This is a genomic window from Pedobacter frigidisoli, assembly GCF_004331675.1.
GTDB classification, from domain to species: domain Bacteria; phylum Bacteroidota; class Bacteroidia; order Sphingobacteriales; family Sphingobacteriaceae; genus Pedobacter; species Pedobacter frigidisoli.
Window position 1 is genome coordinate 221,733 of sequence record NZ_SJSN01000005.1, and the last position, 19,784, is coordinate 241,516.

Below are 19,784 nucleotides of genomic sequence, written 5' to 3' on the forward strand. Positions count from 1 at the left end.
TACAAAATAAAATCAATGGCGGTATTACATAAAAAAGAAGAAAAAATTCAGGCAGTGCTGGGTAGGTTGCCTAAAAAATATACAGACGAACAATTTGTAGAGATGTTTATCAAACTTTACTCTAAGGATTGGGGCAAAATTAAATCAGCTTATATTAAACAATCTCAAGATAAGGAACGTGGAACAATTATCAATATGCCTAAACCAGAGGTATATTTAAGACAGGTTTTATCGAATTACCTAAATCAAGTAGCCACACCAAAAGCGGCAGAAGTTAAAGAAGAAGTTGTTGTGGAAGCACCAATTATTGAGGCTACTGTAGAAGTTAAAAAAGCTAAAGCTTCAGCCAAGAAAAAAGAGGTTGTAGCTGAAGAGGTTATTGCTGAACCTAAGAAAGCTAAGGCACCAGCTAAAAAGAAAGTTGAAGTAACCGAAGAAGTTATTGCTGAACCTAAGAAAGCTAAAGCGCCAGCTAAAAAGAAAGCTGAGGCAACCGAAGGGGTTAAAAAAGCTAAAGCGCCTGCAAAGAAAAAAGCTGAGATAAAGGAAGAAACTCCTGCTGTTGAAAAGAAACCAAAAGCCGCAGCTAAGAAGCCTGCAGCAAAAAAATAAAAATATTTTCAGCTTGATATAATAAATCGCCTTTTTGGTTGTTTATATATATGAGAGCGTTAATTTAGATGACGGGGATAGGTCGGTATGATTTATCCCCGTTCTTTTTTAGAGGGTATTTCACCAGCTTAGAAAGCTAAGTTTTCTTAGAGTTTCCACCACCTTAGACAGCTAAAGGCACCTAAGAAATGAAAATTAGAACGGTCGTTATCCTCAGCTCGAACTGATAGCTATCGAATGGGGTCTTAATGCAAAACAAAAACGCAGTAAAGATGCTGACCAAGAAGTAGCTACAATGCCTATTAAAAAAAATATATTCTTGTAAATCAAGTTCAGCAGGACGATCGCCTTAAGCAAAATTACATTAACAAATTACCCCTCAGACTGACAAATTCCAAAGGCATAATTACAATATCAAAATTCAACCCCCAGCTTAATTGTTCTTAAATGTCTTAGGTGGTCAAAAAATCAAGCATTAGACTAATGAAGTTCTCCCTCCCACAAAGCCTTTTAAACTTCGTAAGTCATAAAAAAAGCCGTTCCAAATGGAACGACTTAACAATTAAACTAACCATATCCTATTTTTCGATCATTTTATAATATCGAACATAATCTACTTCCATTTTTTGTGGCCAGATGGAATCGTCTACGCCTTGAGCCCCACCCCAATCTCCGCCAACTGCAACATTAAGTAACAGGTGGAAACGTTTATCGAAAGGCCAAGCTTTATAACCCGTTCCTTCATTGGCAAATTCAAAAACCTTAACATCGTCAAAATATCCGCGAATAGCGAAAGGTGTCCAATCTACCCTATATAAGTGGAAAGCCGTACTAACACCATCAATTTTTTTAGTGCTCGATTTTTGGGTATTAATCTTGAAATAATAAGCTTCACTATGCGTGGTAAAGTGAACCATATCCTGATCGTAACCAACATGTTCCATGATATCGATTTCTCCAGACTTTGGCCAATCGCCATAAAAGCGATCAGTAGGCAACATCCAAATCGCAGGCCAGGTTCCTTTGCCCAATGGTAATTTTGCCTTTATCTCAAACCGGCCGTATAAGGCATCAAGCTTATTACGAGTAACCATTCGAGATGAAGTATATGCCATTCCCCCCATGTTTTCTTTTTTCGCAGTGATGGTTAAAAGCCCGTTTGCCACACTCGCATTGTTAGTGGTGTTGGTGTAAAACTCTAGCTCATTATTACCCCAACCACTTCCTCCGGTATCGTAATCCCAATTACTAGTAAGCGGTGCTCCTGTATTTGTAAATTCATCAGCCCAATTTGGGCTGCTCTCGAACGACCAGCCTTTATCTACCGGTGGCCCCACAACAGGCGGAACATAAATCGGCCCATCATCAGTTTTTTTTGAGCAAGAGCTCAATGCGATTACCGTAATTGCAACCGCAGCAAAACCCGCTCTCGTAAAATAATTCATTGAACTTTTCATTTGTAAATTTTTAAAGGGCTGTGCAATTTCCTAATTGAACAGCCCTATTGAGGTACTCAGTTTTTCTATTTGAATTCAAAATCATCCAGGTAAAAAATACCAGGATTTGGATGTCCTTCGCCACCCAATTGAACAACGATCTTGTCAAATACCGTTTGTGCACTGATGCCAGAATAATCAAATTCCAGCTGAATCCAGGTATTATATTGCAAAGCAGTAATTGGCTTAACAATTTCTGCTTGCGTGGTATAGGCATTACCGCCCAATAACGAGTTTTGTAGTTTTACGGAAACTGTTGGTGCCACTTTTGTAAAATCGTTGCCACTAGGAAAGAAAACCTTTAACCTGATTTTATTCTTTGTAGAAAGATCGAAACGATAAGGAAACGTAACATTTAAATTGCCATACTGGCCATCTCCACCTGTCCTTTTTTCATAATAACCAACCTTCGTGGAAGTATTTACAGGGAACTTCGCAGGATTATCGTAAGGTTTGGTGAAGTCGATATTCTCGGCAGTCCAAGTAAAGTTTGCCGTAGCCTGAAAATCATCGGTTAAATTTGCAGCTTGCAAAGGCTTTTGAACAATTGGCCTTACATAGCCTTTTTTGATCAACTTTAAGTACCAAGCATTACCCGCATTTGCTTTATCAAGGCAGCGCAACCACATCTCGTTATCATTAAGAGATAAAATTTGATATTGAGAAACGCCCAAATAATAGCTGATAAATCCTCCTCCAGAAATGGTGATGTATTTTGCGCCATTCGATTCGGTTACTAACCAAGTCAAGTTTGTTGGTGGTGTGTAGTTTACCGTTGGGTCACTTGAACCTGCTGGTCCGCCAATAGCGGTGGCATTTGATGCATTTGCGAAAGTTGTACCATTGTTTTTATAGGTATATTTCAATGCATTCATGTTAAAAGTCATCTCATCATCGTAGAAACCTAATCCGTTTTTCTCATCCGGGCCGGCTTGATACCAATCTGGGGTTTGAGATGTACTTGGCCCTACACCTAAATGTCCTGGCTGTGTTTGATCGATAACCCAGGTAAATCCAGTTGCGTTTGATAATCCTCCAGATAATGTTGTAAAAGCTGGATCGGTTAACATTGCCGGATTTGTTGCCGCAATAACCACTGATTTTGTGCTCGATACTGAACCGCCATCAGTTACAATGGTTAGTTTAACCGTGTAGGTTCCTGCCAGAGGATAGGCCGCGTTTACTGTATTTCCATCGGCAGTTGCACCGTTACCAAAATCCCACAAGGCCTTAAAACCGGGTGACTGATTAACCAAAGTAACTATATTGGCATTGGTTGCAGTTGGTGTAACAGAAAACTTTACCTGATCGGCAGTAGGCATGGCGCCTAAATCCTTATTGGTATTTTCTTTTTTGCAAGCGGTGAAGCTTAACAAAATCAACAGGGCAAAAAACCCAGCCGATTGTTTGATGATATAATTTAATTTCATGATGATATATCTAATTAATTATAGCCAGGATTTTGTTTGATAACCCCTTTGGTTAAATCTATTTCTTGTTGAGGAACGGGTAGATATTCGCTTTTTCCAGCTTTATAACCCACTGGACCTAGAACTGAAACGGCTCTGCCGGTACGTACCAAGTCAAAGAAACGATGACCTTCGAAAGCCAATTCCAAACGGCGCTCGTTATAAATATTATCCAAGGTTGCTGGAAGCTGCGTTAAACCTACCCTAGCACGAACAGCAGTTAATAATTCTAAAGCTCGAGCAGCACTGCCACCTGATCTAACCAATGCCTCAGCTTCCATTAAATAAGTATCTGCTAAACGCATTTCAATTTCATCAATTGGCCAATTTAATTCTGCCGTACCACTGTTAGAACGGTAAGCTTTCAGCGGCGCATATTTTTTGATAAAATAATCGGTGTTTTGGTAGCGGGCATTGTAGGTTCCGCCAGCGGTTTTTAATGCTGCTCCATCAATAATTGAGGTTACAAAACGAGGATCGGTTTTCATTACGTTAACCAAGCTCAATGTTACCGGACAAAAGCCCCAGCCTGCAGAATAGGTATCGCCGTTATAGCTATCCATTCCAACAAATTGTGTTCCCACATTTCCCTCGCCACCGTTAACCCAGCCCCAATCGCCCCAAGCCGCTAATGTAGAATGCGGAATTTCTAGAATTACCTCTGCATTGAATTTATTATCAGGTTTAAAAATATCGGCATAGTTTGGCAAAAGTGAATAACCATACTCATTGCCAACTTTATTTACATCGTTAAATAAGGTTGCTGCCTCGCTCAATTTTGCATTATCGTTTTGGAAAAGCAAAACCTTTCCTAGCAATGCTTTAGCAGCCCCTCTTGAGATTCTACCTTTTTCTCCGTTAGCTACAACTGCTGGCAAATTTGGATAAGAATCCCTCAAATCTTTTTCAATTTGAGCATAAACCGCCGCTGGCGCCACTTGTGTTTGCGTATATAAATCTGCCGTTGGAATCGTTTTAATAATTAATGGAACATTCCCGAAGAAACGCACCAAATCAAAATAAAAATAGGCCCTTAAGAATTTTGCTTCTGCCGTAACCCTCGTTTTAAAGGTTGTGCTTAAAGTTGTTGCCTTATCTATTTTTTCTAAAATGATGTTCGCACGATTTACTCCTGTAAAATTCTTAGACCATAAGCCAACCTGCGGGCCTAATCTCGAATCCATATTGAAGTTATCGTAAGCTACCCAACCTGGTTGATCGGAAGCATTACCGCCACCTGCCCAGCAGTCATCAGAAGCCGCACTCATTAAGGGTTGCTTCATGGTATAACCGCCGGTTGTTCCCCACTGCATTACATCATAAACGGCAATTAAGCCTTGATATACCTCAGTTTCGTTGCGGTAGAAGTTTTCTTCTGTTGCTGTTCCCTTTGGTGTTAATTCCAAAAAGTCTTTCTTACAAGAAACCGTTAATTGTATCATCACCAAAATGGCAATTGAATATTTTATATGTTTAATCTTCATTTTGTGTATTATTAAAATCCAACATTTACACCTGCAAAAAATGATCTCGCTTGTGGATAGAAACCACGATCTACACCCAAACTTCCTCCACCAATTTCCGGATCGTAACCGGTGTATTTTGTTAAGGTGAAAAGGTTGCTCGCCATTACATAAAACTTAAGGTTATCTAAGCCAATTTTATTAATCAATGTTTTCGGAAGTGTATAACCTAACTGAACATTTTTCAATCTGAAGTAAGCACCGCTTTCTAAGAAAAGGCTCGATACACGGCTATAGTTTTTGTTATCATCGGCCAAGGTTGCTCTTGGAACCACGTTGCTAGTACCCTCACCAGTCCATCTATTTAAAATATTTGTTGTATAGTTGGATGGCGTTAAATCGAATCTTCTCAATCCATTAAAGATCATATTTCCCGAAACCCCTTGTCCGAAAATGGAGATATCGAAACCTTTATATTTCGCTGAAAAAGTTAAACCATAAGTAAAATTTGGATTTGATCGCCCTAAGAAAGTTCTATCAGCATCGCTGATTACACCATCGCCATTTAAATCTAAAAATTTGATATCTCCAGGTTTAGCATTTGGCTGAATTAATGTACCTGCACTATTTTTATAATTGTTTATCTCTGTTTGGTTTTGGAATAATCCCGAAGTTTGATACCCGAAGAAAGAATCTACAGGCTGACCAATAGCTACACGAGTTACTTCCAAACCTTGCGGCGTTATCGCTTGTCTACTTGGAATATAATCTTTATCTGCACCTAAAAGGGTAACCTCATTTTTGATGAAAGCAGCGTTTCCGGCAATGCGGAAGCTAAATTCGCCAACTCGTTTGTTCCAACCCAACTCTATCTCGAAACCGCGGTTATATAAATCAGCAGTATTTGCATACGGGCCAGAGTTACCTACATACGAGGGAACCACTTGTTGAAGCAACATGCCATAGGTTTTCTTATTGAAATAGCTGGTTGATAAAGTAATCCCCTCAAACAATGTTGCATCAAAACCCAGATCGAAAGAGGATGTTTCCTCCCATTTTAAATCTGGATTAGAAAGCGCATTCGGACTCACGCCATTTGTTAAAGCCTGACCAGATGCAGTTCCTAGCGAATAGTTTCTGCCTCCACTTACGGTAGCTAGATAACTGAAATCAGGAATATTATCATTACCATTAACACCGTAAGAACCTCGAAATTTTAAGAACGTTACGATATTGTTCTTTGGCCAAAACTCTTCTCTCGAAGCAACCCATCCTGCAGATCCCGATGGAAAATAACCGTATTTGTTGTTCGGACCAAAACGTGATGAACCATCTCTACGAACGATACCAGTGAAAAGGTATTTCTCATCGTAATTATAAATAACCCTTCCGAAAATAGAGTTTAAGGTATTTTGATATTCCCCACCATAAAAATCAGAATTTATCCTCGCAACAGGAAATTGCAAAGAAGCATCCTTGATATTGTCTACTGGAATACCTTCTTTAATTCCACCATTCGTTTCTCCCTTGTTTTTTTGAGCTGAGTAACCCAACAAAGCAGTAATTACATGCTTGCCAATGGTTTTATCATAACTTAATGTGTTTTCCAGTGACCAAAATAAACCTCTGTTGCTATCTCTTGTGTAAGCGGTTAAGGTAGATTGGTTAATGGAGTTTAAGAAATAAATCGGACGAAAAGATTGTCCACCCCAAAAGGCTAAATCTACACCACCTGTACTTCTTAACTTTAATCCTTTGATAAATTCAACTTCGGCAAAGGCATTTCCGACAACCTTATCGCTCCATGCGTTTCCTTGTGCAACTTGCAAAGCGGCAATGGGATTCAATACCTCCGATTGTGCATAGTCTGAAATCCCATAAGGAAAACCTGCATCATTTCTAACCACAGGATTGTTTAAATATTTGGGCAAGCCATATTTAGCTGGATCAGTTTCTACAACAGGTGTAATCGGGTCCATATTAATGGCTCTGCTTAGCGGAGAACCATATTCTGTATTGGTACTTACCCCAGTCGAATTAATTCTTGTATAGCCAATTGAGTTACCAAATTTGATATTTTTAGTGATTTTATGCTCAAAATTAAATCTAGCGGTAAATCTCTTAAATTTTGAATTTGAAGTAGCAACAATACCGTCCTGATCAAAATAACTGAATGATCCGTAATAAATTGACTTTTCATTTCCACCACTCATGTTTAAATCGTGGTTTTGGATCATGGCGCTCTTATTAAAAACGGCATCTTGCCAATCCGTTCCGGCGCCATATTGTGTTGGGTTGGGAAAACGAACTGCTGTAACACCATCTGCCAATTGCGATTCGTTATAAATGGTAGCGTATTGCGTGGCGTTTAATAAATTCAATCGGGTTGATGGTGCCTGTGTACCGATGTAATTGTTGTACTCAACTCTAACTCTTCCAGTATTCGCACCTTTTTTTGTGGATACAATAATTACTCCATTGGCAGCACGTGTACCGTAAATTGCCGCAGAAGCGGCATCTTTTAAAACCTCAATAGATTCTATATCCGATTGATTTAAAAATTCGATCCCTCCATTTATAACTACTCCATCTACAACGTACAAAGGATTGGCGTTATTAATGTTCGCTATACCACGAATTCTAACCGTTCCGCCATCGCCAGGCTGACCAGAACTGGTTGTAACGGTTACGCCAGATGCCCTACCTTGTAGCGATTGCTCGATTCTAACTACAGGCATATCTTTTAAATCTGATGCTTTCACAGATGCTATCGCTCCAGTTACTACGCTTTTCTTTTGCGTACCATAACCGATAACCACCGCATCGGCCAATAGACCAGCTTGTGGCGTTAATGCTATTGTCAATCCGTTTGAGGCCGTAACTTCCTTGTTTTCGTATCCAATGTACGAAACCACTAATGTTGCACCTTCAGTTACATCTCTTAAGGTGAAAGCTCCTGTTTCATCAGTAACGGCACCTTGGTTAGCGCCCTTTACCTTAACACTTGCACCAGCCATAGGTAGTCCCTTTTCATCAACCACCTTACCCCTTATATCAATAAAAGATCTAACCATTAATGGCATGCCATCGGCGGCCTTACGGTGAATAATTATTGTATTATTTTTTATAGTGTAACCTAAAGGCTGCTCGTTAAAAATTCGTTTTAGCGCTTCCTTAATGTCGGTATTCTTAATTTCTATAGTTACTGGCTTGGCCTCTTTTAGAAGATCCAAATCGTACAAAAAGCTATAGCCTACGCTTTTGTTCAACTTTCGAAAAACCTTTAACAGTGTAGTATTCTTTTCGGATAGGGTTACGTTTTGCGCACTTGCAGCTCCGTAACTGAGCTGTAGAAATGTAGTGATTAGCAAGACAAAAGTCAATTTCATAATCAACAGAAATTTAAACAGGCGCCCTTTAGGTTTGGGCAACCATTCAGTATAAAAATTCATATATTTGGTTATTAGGTTTAAAATAGTTGTATCTCACAATTTTACGATTAGCTTAAGGCCTTAAATAGGATCGGGAGCGTTGCCGCGCTTCCGATTTTTTTAGTTAGGCATTATGCTAATCATCATCAATGGTTGATGAAGAAAGTATAGGTTATGGCATAACTAAAATCCTCCTTCCATCGATTTTAAAATGCACGGCTCCTGTAGTTTGCAGCATATCCAACACCTCGTTAACGCTGTTGAAACGTGATATCCTACCGCCAAAAGTTTTATTGATCTTATTGCCACGATAATCGATATCTACATTGTACCAACGGGCAATCTTATTCATAATGGTTTCTAAATTTTCCTCATTAAAACTGAAGAAACCATCTTTCCAAGTTACTGCCTCTTCTGCATCGACAGCTTGAACCAGCACCGAGCCAGATGATGCGCTGATGATTGATTGCTCACCAGGTTTTAGTAGGCTTGTGGTATTCGATTGCAGGTTTTTAATTTTCACACTGCCCTCCAATAAGGTAGTTTTATTGCTTGGCTCATTTCTGTAGGCATTTACATTGAAGTGCGTACCCAAAACTTCTATCTCTTGGTTTCTGCCCGCCCCTAATTCTGTCCTCACTTTAAAAGGCAATCTTGATCCATTTTTAGTAGTTCTTTTTGCAACCTCAAAATAAGCTTCGCCTTTAAGTTCAACCATTCTTTCTAGATCGTTAAAAGCTGCTGGATATCGTAACGATGATTCTGCATTTAGCCAAACCCTGGTTCCGTCGGGTAAATTAATTTGATATTGACCGCCACGTGGCGTTTCGATTGTATTGTAAAGTGATTTTTTACTAGTAGAAGTTGCGGCTATGGTGTAAATTAATTCTCCATTGCCAGTTTTTGTAATGTTGATGCCTGCCTGCTTCGCAATCATACCATTGTTGGCATCGGTTAACGAAATTTTAGAACCATCGCCAAGTGTTAAGGTTGCTTTGTTGCCGCCAGGAAGAATAATTTTATCTTGATTTTTTACTATGCTTTGTGGACTTCCAAACTTGCTTTTAATTTGATTATTGATTACAAAACCAATAAAGAAGAGCACCACAGCCGCAGCTGCAAGTTTTAGCCACAAAGTTTTTTTATTGCCCGAATTAATTTCAGTTTCCAATTCAATAGCATTCCAGATTTGGTTTTTGGCGTCGATTAATTCTGTATGATCTAGATCAGAATTTTTAGTAGATAGCTCAGCTAAATGCCACGATTCTACCAAAGCTTTTTCGTCTTCGGTACAAAGCCCATCGCTGTATCTTTTTAAAAGCTTTTCAACTTCTGCTTTACTCATCACTTTAAAATATTTGGTCTATTAATTACATGTAGGTTAAGCCCAAGCTAAGTAGTAGATGAAATGAAAATAATTTTATTTTTTTTAGATTAGTGCCATAGGAACAAATTGGAGTATCTTTTTTTTAGAAAAGCAAAACCTGTTTTTCATTTCGAAGTTTGTTCCCGCCATTTGCTCAAACGCCTGCAGGCCCCAGGCGCCTGACCGGTATCCGCAATGTCGGGTTTAGAGACGAAGTGGGTTGCACTAACTCAAGTCCCCTAAACCCGAGTGATGCGGAAATACTTTTTGATGTAGAAATGTTCAATATGCACAAACTTTCGCAAAAAGATTGTAGCAAAGAGCGGGGCTGAAGAAACCGATAAGCATTGAAATTGCTTTCCAAAAAAAATCAGCGAATGAATAGAATGATTGCCAGCAACAAAAATGAAGTGAGTTTCAATCGCAATACCTTTAAAGCGTTGCTCATTTGTTTTTTAACCGTCTTATCTGATAAGTGCAAAATCTCAGCAATTTCCCTCTGGGTTAAATGTTGCTGTCTGCTCATTTCAAAAATCACCCTCATTTTTGGAGGCAATAAATTCACTTCTTTTTCTATTATGGAGGCAAATTCCTTTTCGCGGATATAGTTATCGGTAACGTAATCGCCTTTCTGAGAAAAATCTTCCAGCGACTGCAGATAGTTGGTTTTCGATTTATTTTTATCCAACCAATCGAAGATCTTATATCGAACCGCTGTATATAAATAAGCAGATAATTGTGATTTGATTTGAATGTTCGGATTGCTCCAAAGGTAAACGAATATCTCTTGAATGATATCTCTCGCATCTTCCCTATCGGGCACCATTTTACAGGCATAAATGTATAACAGACCGTTAAAGCGCTCGTAAATTTCCTCGAAAGCATACTTATCTCCATCCTGCATAAGGACGAAAAGTTCGTGGTCAGTTAATGATTTATAGGTAGACATTTGGTTAGAATGATTAAACAAATGTAAGAAATTGTTTAACGTAAATCCTAACAAAATCTTAATTATAACGGTGAATTTAAAACGTTTAAATAACGTTTATTAGCGATTTACATGTTATTGTAATCTTTGATTTTTTAATTGGCATATCGGGAAAAGTCGATATACATTTGTGCCATGGATCAAGTAGAAGTTTTTAAAGCCTTATCAAACAAAACCCGTTTACAAATTTTAAACTGGCTTAAAACACCAGCAGAAAGTTTTCCTGATCAGCAAAATGCCGATTTCGAAAACGTTGGTGTTTGTGTGGGGCAAATTCAAATGAAAGCTGGCTTATCTCAAAGTACCATTTCCGAATACCTTTCTATTTTACAGCGTGCCGATCTGGTTTCTGCAACCCGTGTTGGGCAATGGACCTACTATAAACGCAATAAGGAAGGCGTAGAAAAATTAAGCAAAATCATCAATTCCGAATTATAAATTTAAAATTAAAATGAATACAGATAGTTTATTTAGGCCATTTAGCCTTAAAACATTAAATATTAAAAATAGAATTGTAATGGCTCCAATGACCAGGTCGTTTTCTCCAAACGGAGTTCCGACTGATGCTGTTGCAGAATATTACGCAAAAAGAGCAGCTGGAGATGTTGGCTTAATTTTGTCAGAAGGTACCGTAATAAATCGCCAATCTTCCTCTGCTGATCCGAACATTCCTCATTTTTATGGTGATGCGGCATTGGCTGGTTGGCAAGAAGTTATTAACGATGTTCATACAGCTGGTGGCCAAATGGGCCCGCAAATATGGCACCAGGGAATATCTGCAAACCATGCTTCGGGCTGGTTGCCAAGTGCGCCTTTCGAGGGTCCATCTAGTTTTAATAGTCCGGGTTTTGAGAATGGTATTGCCATGACAGATGCTGCAATTGCAGATACAATCGCTGCTTTTGGTCAGGCTGCGGCTGATGCTAAAGCTTTAGGCTTTGACACCTTGGAAATTCACGGTGCACACCAATACTTAATTGATCAATTCTTCTGGGATGCAACCAATAATCGCACAGATATTTACGGCGGTAAAACATTGGCCGAACGCACCCGTTTTGCTGTGGAGGTAATTAAGGAAGTGCGTAAACGCGTAGGTGAAGATTTTGCTTTAATCATTCGTTTATCGCAATTCAAACCTGCAGCTTATGATTTTAAATTGGCAAAAAATGAAAATGAGATGGAGCAATGGTTAACGCCATTAGCTGATGCTGGAATTGATATTTTCCACTGTTCGCAACGTCGTTTCTGGGAACCAGAATTTGAGGGTTCTGATTTAAACTTTGCGGGTTGGGCTAAAAAAATAACAGGAAAAGCAACAATCTCTGTTGGTTCAGTAGGATTAGATGGCGATTTTTTTGGCGCTTTTGCTGGTCAAAGCTCTGAGCCAAGCTCTCTTGATGAATTGGTACGCAGAATGGATCGTGGAGATTTTGATCTGGTAGCCGTTGGTCGCCCACTTTTATCTGATCCAAACTGGGTTGAAAAAATTAAAAACAACCGCATGGGCGAATTAAAGGGTTTTAGTAAGGAAGCTTTGGCCGAATTAGTATAATTTTTTTTCTTTTTATAGTTTAAAAGCATCTCAGCAATGGGATGCTTTTTTTTTAATATTATGAAATTAGCAAGGATTTTCCTAATTATAAAGATCCTGAATCAAGTTCAGGAGGACGACCGTTTATAATTAGCCAAAAAAAACGCGAGACTAGACTCTTTACCCAAGAATAATAGTCAATAAGGGGCAATCAAAATAATCTCGCATCTGCGGCAACCCATTTTTGCCAAGGATTTTCCTTAAATTGACCTCATCAAAAAAACATCATCTCATGTCGAACATTTCACTCATTATAGAAGAACGCCCCGCAAACATTGGTAATTTTATGGTAGGCAGGTTGCTGCCTTTTAGAGACAAACGGATGGTTGGTCCATTTGCTTTTATCGATCACATGGGGCCAGCGGCGATGAGCGATCATGAGAATTTGGACGTCCCTCCTCACCCGCACATTGGATTATCTACCTTGACATTTCTATTCGAGGGAGAAATTGAACACAAGGATAGCCTTGGCAATGATGTAATTATTAAACCTGGGCAAGTAAATTGGATGACATCTGGAAGTGGCATCGCTCACTCAGAAAGAACTCCAGAATATCTTCGCCATACCGATAAAATGCTGCATGGTTTGCAGATTTGGGTGGCCTTACCAAAAGCATTGGAACAAATGGAGCCTGAGTTTTTTCATGTAGATGATGCAGAAATACCAAGTTGGGAACAAAACAACGTAAATATTAAATTAATTGCTGGCGAAGCCTTTGGAAAAAAATCTCCTGTTCCTGTTTATTGCCCACTCTATTTTATTGAGATAAAAAGTACGACAAGGCAAAAGTTAAAGATTGGAGATAATTTATTTGGAGAAAGTGCATTATACATTTTGGAAGGCGGAATAGAAAGTGATGGACACTTGTTTGAGCCCCGACTAATCTTAATCGCTAACGACGCCAAACTTTGCGAGTTTACGATGTTGGAAAATACCACCGTTTATATTTTCGGAGGCAACCCTTTTCCCGAGGAAAGGTTTATTTACTGGAATTTTGTAGCCTCGGATAAAGAATTGATTGAAAAAGCAAAACAGAATTGGTTAGATCGAAAGTTTAAGCCTGTTCCCGGAGAAACTGAGTTTGTTCCATTGCCAAATCAAAATCCTTATCAGAAGAAATAAAACAAATGAGCTGTAATTAGTTTGTCTTGCTGAACTTGATTCAGCATCTTTCCTTTTAAGCATTTCTATCATTAGGATCCTGAATCAAGTTCCGCTCATAGTAAACTGCCTATAAATGAAATTTGCCGCCATGTCGTTATCCTAAAAATCGTTCTAAATTCAGTTTCGTGAGGACACGAACCGAGGCATAAGCATTACCTCTTAAACAAATCCATATTTACAGAAATGGCTATACCTGTAGATGATAGTTTAGAATTGCCATAACCAATGTTAGTTAACGGGATTTTCATAAATGGCCTAGCGCTTATACTTAATTTGTTATTTATTTTTCGTTGAAACTCAATGCCAATATTCGCAATGCCCAAAATGTGCTGATTTTGGTTTTTAACCTCATAAGAATCTCGTCCAGCGCCATAAGAACTAGCATAAGAATAATAATAATCCTCTTTCAACATTAAATAAGTAGATAAACCGGTGCTTAACGTAATTGAATTTCGATTGCTTTTTAAAATGTTATAATTGACATTTAAAGGGATATCCAAAACATCGCAATTTGCATGGATATTCGTAGGTATTGTCTTAAAAAAATAACTGGAATTGGGATTGTACAAACTAAAATCTGCATCGTATATTTTTTTTGCATAAGCAGCTCCAGTAGAAATGCTCAGTTTTTTGGTTAAGAAAATTGTAGCCTCAATACCTAAACCTCCACTTAAGCTACTTCTTCCCGATTTTTGTACGCTTGTTAAATCTGGGGCGGCAGATAAACTTAAAACTATTCGTGGTTTGGATTTGATTACTGCAATCGCGTTTTTATCAATTTTTGGAAGTGTTAAATCCTTTACTGCGTTATTGTTTTTGTATTCCGCAGCATGGTATCTTAACGCTGAAATTGTTTTTGGTGGATTCAAATTGGCCAACATATTGGAATTTACTGAATCAAGAGTTGATGTTGAAGAAGTTTCCTTTACCGAACCTATTTTTAAATATTCATTCTGGTTGGGCAAATTATCGTTAGGGTAAACATTTTCTATCGCTTGCGGATTAGTTGCTACCAACGGTGATTGATTTGATAATTGAGTATTGGCATCTAATTTTTTCTTTCCTTCACCAGCCTTATTTCCTTTTGTTTTATTAACGATTACAGTATTTTTTGATTCATTTGAACCTGGCTTAACCCATAAAAAAACGATTAACAACATTGCAGCAATGCCTGCTATGGCACTAAGCCAAATCAAAGGCACAATCCTCCTCTTCACTTTTGGATACATTTTATCCTCCAGATTTTCCCAATCTAAATCGTTAAAAGGAATGTCTGGATTATCCAAACCATCCTTAAAAAATTTATCAATATCTTTTCCCTCTTTCATTGCAAATTTGTGTTTAACCTAACCTGTAAAAGATTTCGATCAACCGTAGAACTTCTAATTTCATAGGTTTTAAAATCAGTTACCTTTAACATTTCCTGTAATTTTTGTCTTGCTTTAAATAGGTTAGATTTTGATGTTCCGATGGATATTTTTAGGGTTTCACTAATTTCTTCATGAGTATATCCATCAATGGCATAAAGGTTAAAAACTGTACGGTAAGCAGGGCTTAGTTTCTGAACAAGTGCTAATAAATCATTGTATGCCAGCTTATCGTAAACCGAACTCACTTGACTGATATTTTCATGATCTTCCAAATCGACATGATCGGCAAATTTTAGGTTGGCACGATAATAATCAATAGCAGTGTTGGTAATAATCCGGCCAAGCCAAGGCATAAAAGCTTTAGCAGGTTCATATTTAGAAATATTTTTAAAAGCCTTAAAAAATCCATCGTTCAATATCCCAGCAGCATCCAATCTGTCGTTTGCATAACGTAAACAAATGCCCATAGCAAAGCTGTAGAAATGTTTGTATAGCGCTTTTTGGCTATCTCTTTCATTTCTAACGCAGCCCTGAATGTGCTTTTGTATAATATGTTCACTATCGCGATTAGCGGTCACAGATTCTCCTTTCAAAACACATTACGTTGAAGATTTACTAAAGGTTGCTAGCAATAAAAATATTTGTTCAATCAGATATCTTTAAAATTTAAACACTAAGCAACCATTTACAACTTCGAGGCGTAATGTAAGCATAGTCGCTTATTACAATTTAAACTAAAACAAAATCTTATGCTAATCTACTTAAAAAGACATCTAATTGCTATAACCTGTGTAGCATTGATATTTGCAGTTTCTTGCAAAAAAAACTCAACAGATCCTGCTATTGACAAAAAAGGAATTCAGCTGGCTGCTGATGCAAAATTTGGAGCCGTATTAACCGATAAGGATGGAAAATCCTTATATATGTTCGCCTCTGATGTTGCTGGAACGGCAAATTGTACGGGCGGATGCGAAACCGTTTGGCCTTTATATTATTCGGCAGATGCCAGTTCGGACTTAAACCTTGATAAAACAATGGTTGGAGAAATTATTAGGCCTGATGGCCGAAAACAAAGCACCTACAAAGGCTATCCGTTATATTATTATGCAAGTGATGCTGTGATCGGAGACATTAAGGGAGATGGTGTAGGCGGCATTTGGTTTGTGGCAAAGCCAGATTATTCCCTAATGATCGCCAATGCACAATTGCTTGGCTTAAATGGCAAACAATATACAAGTGCCTACATTGAGGGAACAGGAAACACCAAATATTTTACCGATGCAATGGGAAGAACGGTTTACGCATTTTCTCGTGACAAAAATAACAAGAACACCTTTACCGCTGCAGATTTAAGCAACAATGCCATCTGGCCTGTGTATGAAATGGAGCTTAAAAGTCTACCATCAGTAATAACAAAAGATCTAATAACTGTGATTGATGTTTTCGGAAAGAAACAGTTAACCTATAAAGGATGGCCTTTATACTATTTTAGTCAAGATACCAAAAGAGGTGAAAACAAAGGGGTAAGTGTTGGTCCAGCGCCAGGCTTTTGGCCAATATTAAACACAACTTCGTTGGTTGCTCCAAATTTATAATCATATGGGTTAGGCGGGTTAGAGAAGTCGGTTGGTTTGGGCCAACCAGCTTTTTTATTCTGCAAGCAAAGCCAGCTTAATTTTTTCTGCAGCTTCTGTTAATTCTGCATCTGTTGGCTTCAGTTTTTCCTTACTAAAATTCATATCACTTACATTATTCATAGGTATTAAATGAATATGGGCATGAGGAACTTCTAATCCGATTACGGAAACACCAACTTTTTTACATGGAAAAGCAGCCTTAACACCTTTCGATACAATTTTCGCGAACATCCATAAACCAACATAAAGATCTTCATCCATATCGAAAATGTAATCAACTTCGATTTTGGGAATCACCAAAACATGGCCAGCAGTTAATGGCTGAACATCTAAAAAAGCTAAATATTCTACAGTTTCTGCAACAACATGTGCGCTGATTTCTCCTGCAACAATTTTGGAAAAGATGGTAGCCATTTTTGAAATATTAAAAGGTGGAAAACGTAATATGGAAGATGTAGGATGGCCTCTAAACCTTAAGCCCTACACCTTTTATCCTAAGTCCTATCTAGAGATTTCGAGTACTTCGAATTGCATTTTACCTGCAGGCACTTCAATTTCGGCAAATTCACCAACAGATTTACCTAGCAAACCTTGAGCAATTGGCGATTTTACAGAAATTTTTCCCGTTTTTAAATCGGCCTCAGTTTCTGCTACCAATTGATAAGTCATGGTGGCACCGTTTTTAACATTTTTTATTTTAACGATGGATAATGCCAATACTTTCGATAAATCCATTTTAGATTCATCAATTAAGCGGGCATTCGCCAAAGTATTTTTTAATTTTGAGATTTTTGCCTCATGCAATCCCTGCGCCTCTTTTGCGGCATCATATTCTGCATTCTCCGATAAATCACCTTTATCTCTCGCCTCGGCAATTGCTTTAGATATTAGCTGACGGCCGGTTGTGGTTAGGTAATGAACTTCTGCTTTCAATTTATCTAACCCATCTTGTGTGTAATACGTTACCTCTGTCATTGCTCTATTAATTATTATTCAAATGCTATAAAAAACAAACAAGACTACATAGTTGGTTTGCTACATAGTCTTGCTTCAATTATAACGAAGATAAATTGTGGAAATTACAAAAGCAAATAAAAGATCAAGATTTACAGGATTTTTAGATTTTGAGATCAATCAGCCCTTAATCACCACATTAATAAAACGTTCATTCCCTAATTCAATCTTTCGCTTAAAACTCAAAAGTAACATTCAACCCGATACTCATTCAAAATTCATCCAATTGTGATATTTTAGTGCAAATTATTCAGAAAAATGAAAAAAATATTTTCACTGGCCCTGCTAATTGGCTTGGGCAGTTATTCGCTTTCGGCGCAAGAGTTGTATATGCCAAGAAATATTAAGGCCGCTTACGATAAGGGAACACGATCTATTAGTGGCACACCCGGTCCTAATTACTGGCAAAACCACGGAAAATATAATATGGATATTAAAGTGGATGCTGAGACAAAAGTGGTAAGTGGACAAGAAGAAATTGTTTATAGCAATAACAGTAGCGATACCTTAAAAACACTTGCCATACGCTTTGTTAATAATTTGCATAAGCCAACCTCACCAAGAGGAGGCGCTGTGAGCGAGGATTTCTTAAGTACAGGTTTAAACATCTCTGCCTTTTCTGTTGATGGAGAAACCTATCAAGTTGACAGCAAGAACTGGGGTACCGTTGGAAATGTGAGATTGAAAAAGCCATTAAATCCGAAATCAAAGATTACCGTTAAAATAGATTGGGATTACCCTTTATCAAAAGAAAGTGGAAGAGAGGGACAGATAGATCCAAACTCTTTCTTCGTGGCTTACAGCTATCCACGCATTTCGGTTTATGATGATTATAACGGTTGGGATAGAATTCCGCACACTGACAGGGCCGAGTTTTACAACGATTTTAACGATTATGTTTTCTCCGTTAAGGCGCCAAAAAATTATGTAGTTTATGCCACAGGTGATTTCTTAAATCCCGACGAAGTTCTACAGCCAGAAATTTCTGCTCGCTTAAAGAAATCTTACAATACGGATGAGGTTGTTCACATTGCAACAGAACAAGAATTAAAAGATGGAAAAGTAACTACCCAAAAAGATTGGAATACTTGGAAGTTTAAGGTAGATCACATTACTGATGTTACTTTCGCCTTGAGTAATCATTACATTTGGGATGGTGGAAGTGTAGTTGTAGATCCAAAGACTGGCCGTAGAGCAAGCGCACAAGCAGCTTATAATCCCACAACTGGAAAAGATTTCATCAATTCCGTTAAATACAACGTAAATGCTTTGGCGTGGTTTTCGAACAATTGGCCAGGTATTCCCTATCCTTTTGTAAAAACAATTGCTTTTCAGGGTTTTGCAGATATGGAATACCCAATGATGGTAAACGACTCCAATTTCGGCGATCCTGTGTTTGCACAGTTGGTGCAAGATCATGAGGTTGCACATACTTATTTCCCTTTTTATATGGGTATAAACGAAACCCGTTACGCTTATATGGATGAGGGTTGGGCAACTACTTTTGAGTACTTAATTGGCATTGCCGAGCACGGCAAAGAGGCTGCAGATGATTTCTACAAAAAGTTTAGGGTTGATAAGTACATCAATGATAAATCCGCAGAAGAAGATCAACCAGTGATTTCTATGTCAGATCAGGTTTCTGGAGCTGGCTATGGAAACAACTCTTATGGAAAGGCATCTCTTTCTTACTTAGCATTAAAGGATATGCTTGGCGATGCGCTTTTCAAAATGGCATTGCACAACTATATGAATACCTGGAATGGCAAACACCCAATTCCCTGGGATTATTTTAACTCGATGAATACAGGTGCGGGACAAAACTTAAACTGGTTTTTCCAGAATTGGTTCTTCACTAATAACTACTTGGATTTAGCCATAAGCAAACCTCAAATTTCATCAGGAAAAGCAACTTTTGTAATTAAAAACATCGGAGGTTTTGCCATTCCTTTTGATATTTTGGTAACAGATACAGATGGCAAAACGGAAACCATTCATAAAACACCTGCTGTTTGGAAAGTTAACCAGAAGGAAATAACGATGACGATTAACACCAATCGCAAAATTAAATCAATTGCCTTGGATAATGGTATTTATGTAGATGCTACTCCAAAAGATAATGTTTATGAAGTAAAATAATTCAGTTTTCAGTTGGCGGTTTTCAATTTGCAAACCGCCAACT

16 protein-coding genes are annotated in these 19,784 nt (G+C 38.1%); 6 read left to right on the top strand and 10 right to left on the bottom strand.

Going from position 1 to position 19,784, the window contains the following annotated elements; genetic code table 11:
• Nucleotides 1–15: 15 nt before the first annotated feature.
• Nucleotides 16–612 carry a hypothetical protein gene (locus tag EZ449_RS22805; protein ID WP_205942963.1) on the top strand — a complete coding sequence of 199 codons (597 nt, stop codon included), beginning with the start codon at nucleotides 16–18 and terminating at the stop codon, nucleotides 610–612.
• Between the two features lie 578 nt (nucleotides 613–1,190).
• Here the strand turns inward: EZ449_RS22805 and EZ449_RS08115 are convergent.
• The 6 genes from EZ449_RS08115 to EZ449_RS08140 form a co-directional block, all read right to left on the bottom strand.
• A complete protein-coding gene (locus EZ449_RS08115; RefSeq protein ID WP_225872265.1) occupies nucleotides 1,191–2,069 on the bottom strand; it encodes a glycoside hydrolase family 16 protein in 879 nt (292 codons plus the stop codon).
• A gap of 65 nt (nucleotides 2,070–2,134) precedes the next feature.
• Nucleotides 2,135–3,538, bottom strand: a complete 1,404-nt coding sequence (locus tag EZ449_RS08120; protein ID WP_131557506.1) for a PKD domain-containing protein — start codon at nucleotides 3,536–3,538, stop codon at nucleotides 2,135–2,137.
• Nucleotides 3,539–3,552: 14 nt separating this feature from the next.
• The gene (locus tag EZ449_RS08125) at nucleotides 3,553–5,061 is read right to left on the bottom strand and encodes a RagB/SusD family nutrient uptake outer membrane protein (RefSeq protein ID WP_205942964.1); all 1,509 of its coding nucleotides are present in this window, start codon (nucleotides 5,059–5,061) and stop codon (nucleotides 3,553–3,555) included.
• 11 nt (nucleotides 5,062–5,072) lie between these two features.
• The gene (locus tag EZ449_RS08130; protein ID WP_225872266.1) at nucleotides 5,073–8,429 is read right to left on the bottom strand and encodes a TonB-dependent receptor; all 3,357 of its coding nucleotides are present in this window, start codon (nucleotides 8,427–8,429) and stop codon (nucleotides 5,073–5,075) included.
• A 214-nt stretch (nucleotides 8,430–8,643) separates the two neighbouring features.
• Nucleotides 8,644–9,816, bottom strand: a complete 1,173-nt coding sequence (locus EZ449_RS08135) for a FecR family protein (RefSeq protein ID WP_131557510.1) — start codon at nucleotides 9,814–9,816, stop codon at nucleotides 8,644–8,646.
• 391 nt (nucleotides 9,817–10,207) lie between these two features.
• Nucleotides 10,208–10,786, bottom strand: a complete 579-nt coding sequence (locus EZ449_RS08140) for an RNA polymerase sigma factor (RefSeq protein WP_131557512.1) — start codon at nucleotides 10,784–10,786, stop codon at nucleotides 10,208–10,210.
• Between the two features lie 174 nt (nucleotides 10,787–10,960).
• Between EZ449_RS08140 and EZ449_RS08145 the strand changes: the two genes are divergently transcribed.
• The 3 genes from EZ449_RS08145 to EZ449_RS08155 all read left to right on the top strand — a co-directional run bounded on the left by EZ449_RS08145 (nucleotide 10,961) and on the right by EZ449_RS08155 (nucleotide 13,539).
• Nucleotides 10,961–11,263, top strand: coding sequence for an ArsR/SmtB family transcription factor (locus EZ449_RS08145; protein WP_131557514.1), 303 nt, complete (start codon nucleotides 10,961–10,963; stop codon nucleotides 11,261–11,263).
• 13 nt (nucleotides 11,264–11,276) lie between these two features.
• Complete coding sequence (locus EZ449_RS08150) at nucleotides 11,277–12,377, top strand: NADH:flavin oxidoreductase (RefSeq protein ID WP_131557516.1); 1,101 nt, start codon at nucleotides 11,277–11,279, stop codon at nucleotides 12,375–12,377.
• A 271-nt stretch (nucleotides 12,378–12,648) separates the two neighbouring features.
• Nucleotides 12,649–13,539, top strand: coding sequence for a pirin family protein (locus tag EZ449_RS08155; RefSeq protein ID WP_131557518.1), 891 nt, complete (start codon nucleotides 12,649–12,651; stop codon nucleotides 13,537–13,539).
• 194 nt (nucleotides 13,540–13,733) lie between these two features.
• On the opposite strand, the gene EZ449_RS08160 is transcribed toward EZ449_RS08155, so the two are convergent.
• Nucleotides 13,734–14,909 carry an outer membrane beta-barrel protein gene (locus EZ449_RS08160; RefSeq protein WP_131557520.1) on the bottom strand — a complete coding sequence of 392 codons (1,176 nt, stop codon included), beginning with the start codon at nucleotides 14,907–14,909 and terminating at the stop codon, nucleotides 13,734–13,736.
• On the bottom strand, nucleotides 14,906–15,544 hold the full coding sequence (locus tag EZ449_RS08165) for an RNA polymerase sigma factor (RefSeq protein WP_131557522.1): 639 nt from the start codon (nucleotides 15,542–15,544) through the stop codon (nucleotides 14,906–14,908). The genes EZ449_RS08160 and EZ449_RS08165 overlap by 4 nt, the downstream gene beginning before the upstream one ends.
• 156 nt (nucleotides 15,545–15,700) lie before the next feature.
• Between EZ449_RS08165 and EZ449_RS08170 the strand changes: the two genes are divergently transcribed.
• A complete protein-coding gene (locus EZ449_RS08170) occupies nucleotides 15,701–16,546 on the top strand; it encodes a hypothetical protein (protein ID WP_131557524.1) in 846 nt (281 codons plus the stop codon).
• A gap of 54 nt (nucleotides 16,547–16,600) precedes the next feature.
• On the opposite strand, the gene EZ449_RS08175 is transcribed toward EZ449_RS08170, so the two are convergent.
• On the bottom strand, nucleotides 16,601–17,002 hold the full coding sequence (locus EZ449_RS08175) for an HIT family protein (RefSeq protein WP_131557526.1): 402 nt from the start codon (nucleotides 17,000–17,002) through the stop codon (nucleotides 16,601–16,603).
• A gap of 87 nt (nucleotides 17,003–17,089) precedes the next feature.
• The gene (greA, locus tag EZ449_RS08180; RefSeq protein ID WP_131557528.1) at nucleotides 17,090–17,563 is read right to left on the bottom strand and encodes a transcription elongation factor GreA; all 474 of its coding nucleotides are present in this window, start codon (nucleotides 17,561–17,563) and stop codon (nucleotides 17,090–17,092) included.
• Nucleotides 17,564–17,860: 297 nt separating this feature from the next.
• On the opposite strand from greA, the gene EZ449_RS08185 reads away from it, so the two are divergent.
• The gene (locus EZ449_RS08185; protein ID WP_131557530.1) at nucleotides 17,861–19,741 is read left to right on the top strand and encodes a M1 family metallopeptidase; all 1,881 of its coding nucleotides are present in this window, start codon (nucleotides 17,861–17,863) and stop codon (nucleotides 19,739–19,741) included.
• Nucleotides 19,742–19,784 lie beyond the last annotated feature (43 nt).

Excerpts from the sequence above, each read along its gene's own strand:
- EZ449_RS22805 (WP_205942963.1), top strand. The coding sequence starts at position 16 with ATGGCGGTATTACATAAAAAAGAAGAAAAAATTCAGGCAGTGCTGGGT.
- EZ449_RS08115 (WP_225872265.1), bottom strand. The coding sequence starts at position 2,069 with ATGAAAAGTTCAATGAATTATTTTACGAGAGCGGGTTTTGCTGCGGTT.
- EZ449_RS08120 (WP_131557506.1), bottom strand. The coding sequence starts at position 3,538 with ATGAAATTAAATTATATCATCAAACAATCGGCTGGGTTTTTTGCCCTG.
- EZ449_RS08125 (WP_205942964.1), bottom strand. The coding sequence starts at position 5,061 with ATGAAGATTAAACATATAAAATATTCAATTGCCATTTTGGTGATGATA.
- EZ449_RS08130 (WP_225872266.1), bottom strand. The coding sequence starts at position 8,429 with ATGAAATTGACTTTTGTCTTGCTAATCACTACATTTCTACAGCTCAGT.
- EZ449_RS08135 (WP_131557510.1), bottom strand. The coding sequence starts at position 9,816 with ATGAGTAAAGCAGAAGTTGAAAAGCTTTTAAAAAGATACAGCGATGGG.
- EZ449_RS08140 (WP_131557512.1), bottom strand. The coding sequence starts at position 10,786 with ATGTCTACCTATAAATCATTAACTGACCACGAACTTTTCGTCCTTATG.
- EZ449_RS08145 (WP_131557514.1), top strand. The coding sequence starts at position 10,961 with ATGGATCAAGTAGAAGTTTTTAAAGCCTTATCAAACAAAACCCGTTTA.
- EZ449_RS08150 (WP_131557516.1), top strand. The coding sequence starts at position 11,277 with ATGAATACAGATAGTTTATTTAGGCCATTTAGCCTTAAAACATTAAAT.
- EZ449_RS08155 (WP_131557518.1), top strand. The coding sequence starts at position 12,649 with ATGTCGAACATTTCACTCATTATAGAAGAACGCCCCGCAAACATTGGT.
- EZ449_RS08160 (WP_131557520.1), bottom strand. The coding sequence starts at position 14,909 with ATGAAAGAGGGAAAAGATATTGATAAATTTTTTAAGGATGGTTTGGAT.
- EZ449_RS08170 (WP_131557524.1), top strand. The coding sequence starts at position 15,701 with ATGCTAATCTACTTAAAAAGACATCTAATTGCTATAACCTGTGTAGCA.
- EZ449_RS08175 (WP_131557526.1), bottom strand. The coding sequence starts at position 17,002 with ATGGCTACCATCTTTTCCAAAATTGTTGCAGGAGAAATCAGCGCACAT.
- greA (WP_131557528.1), bottom strand. The coding sequence starts at position 17,563 with ATGACAGAGGTAACGTATTACACACAAGATGGGTTAGATAAATTGAAA.
- EZ449_RS08185 (WP_131557530.1), top strand. The coding sequence starts at position 17,861 with ATGAAAAAAATATTTTCACTGGCCCTGCTAATTGGCTTGGGCAGTTAT.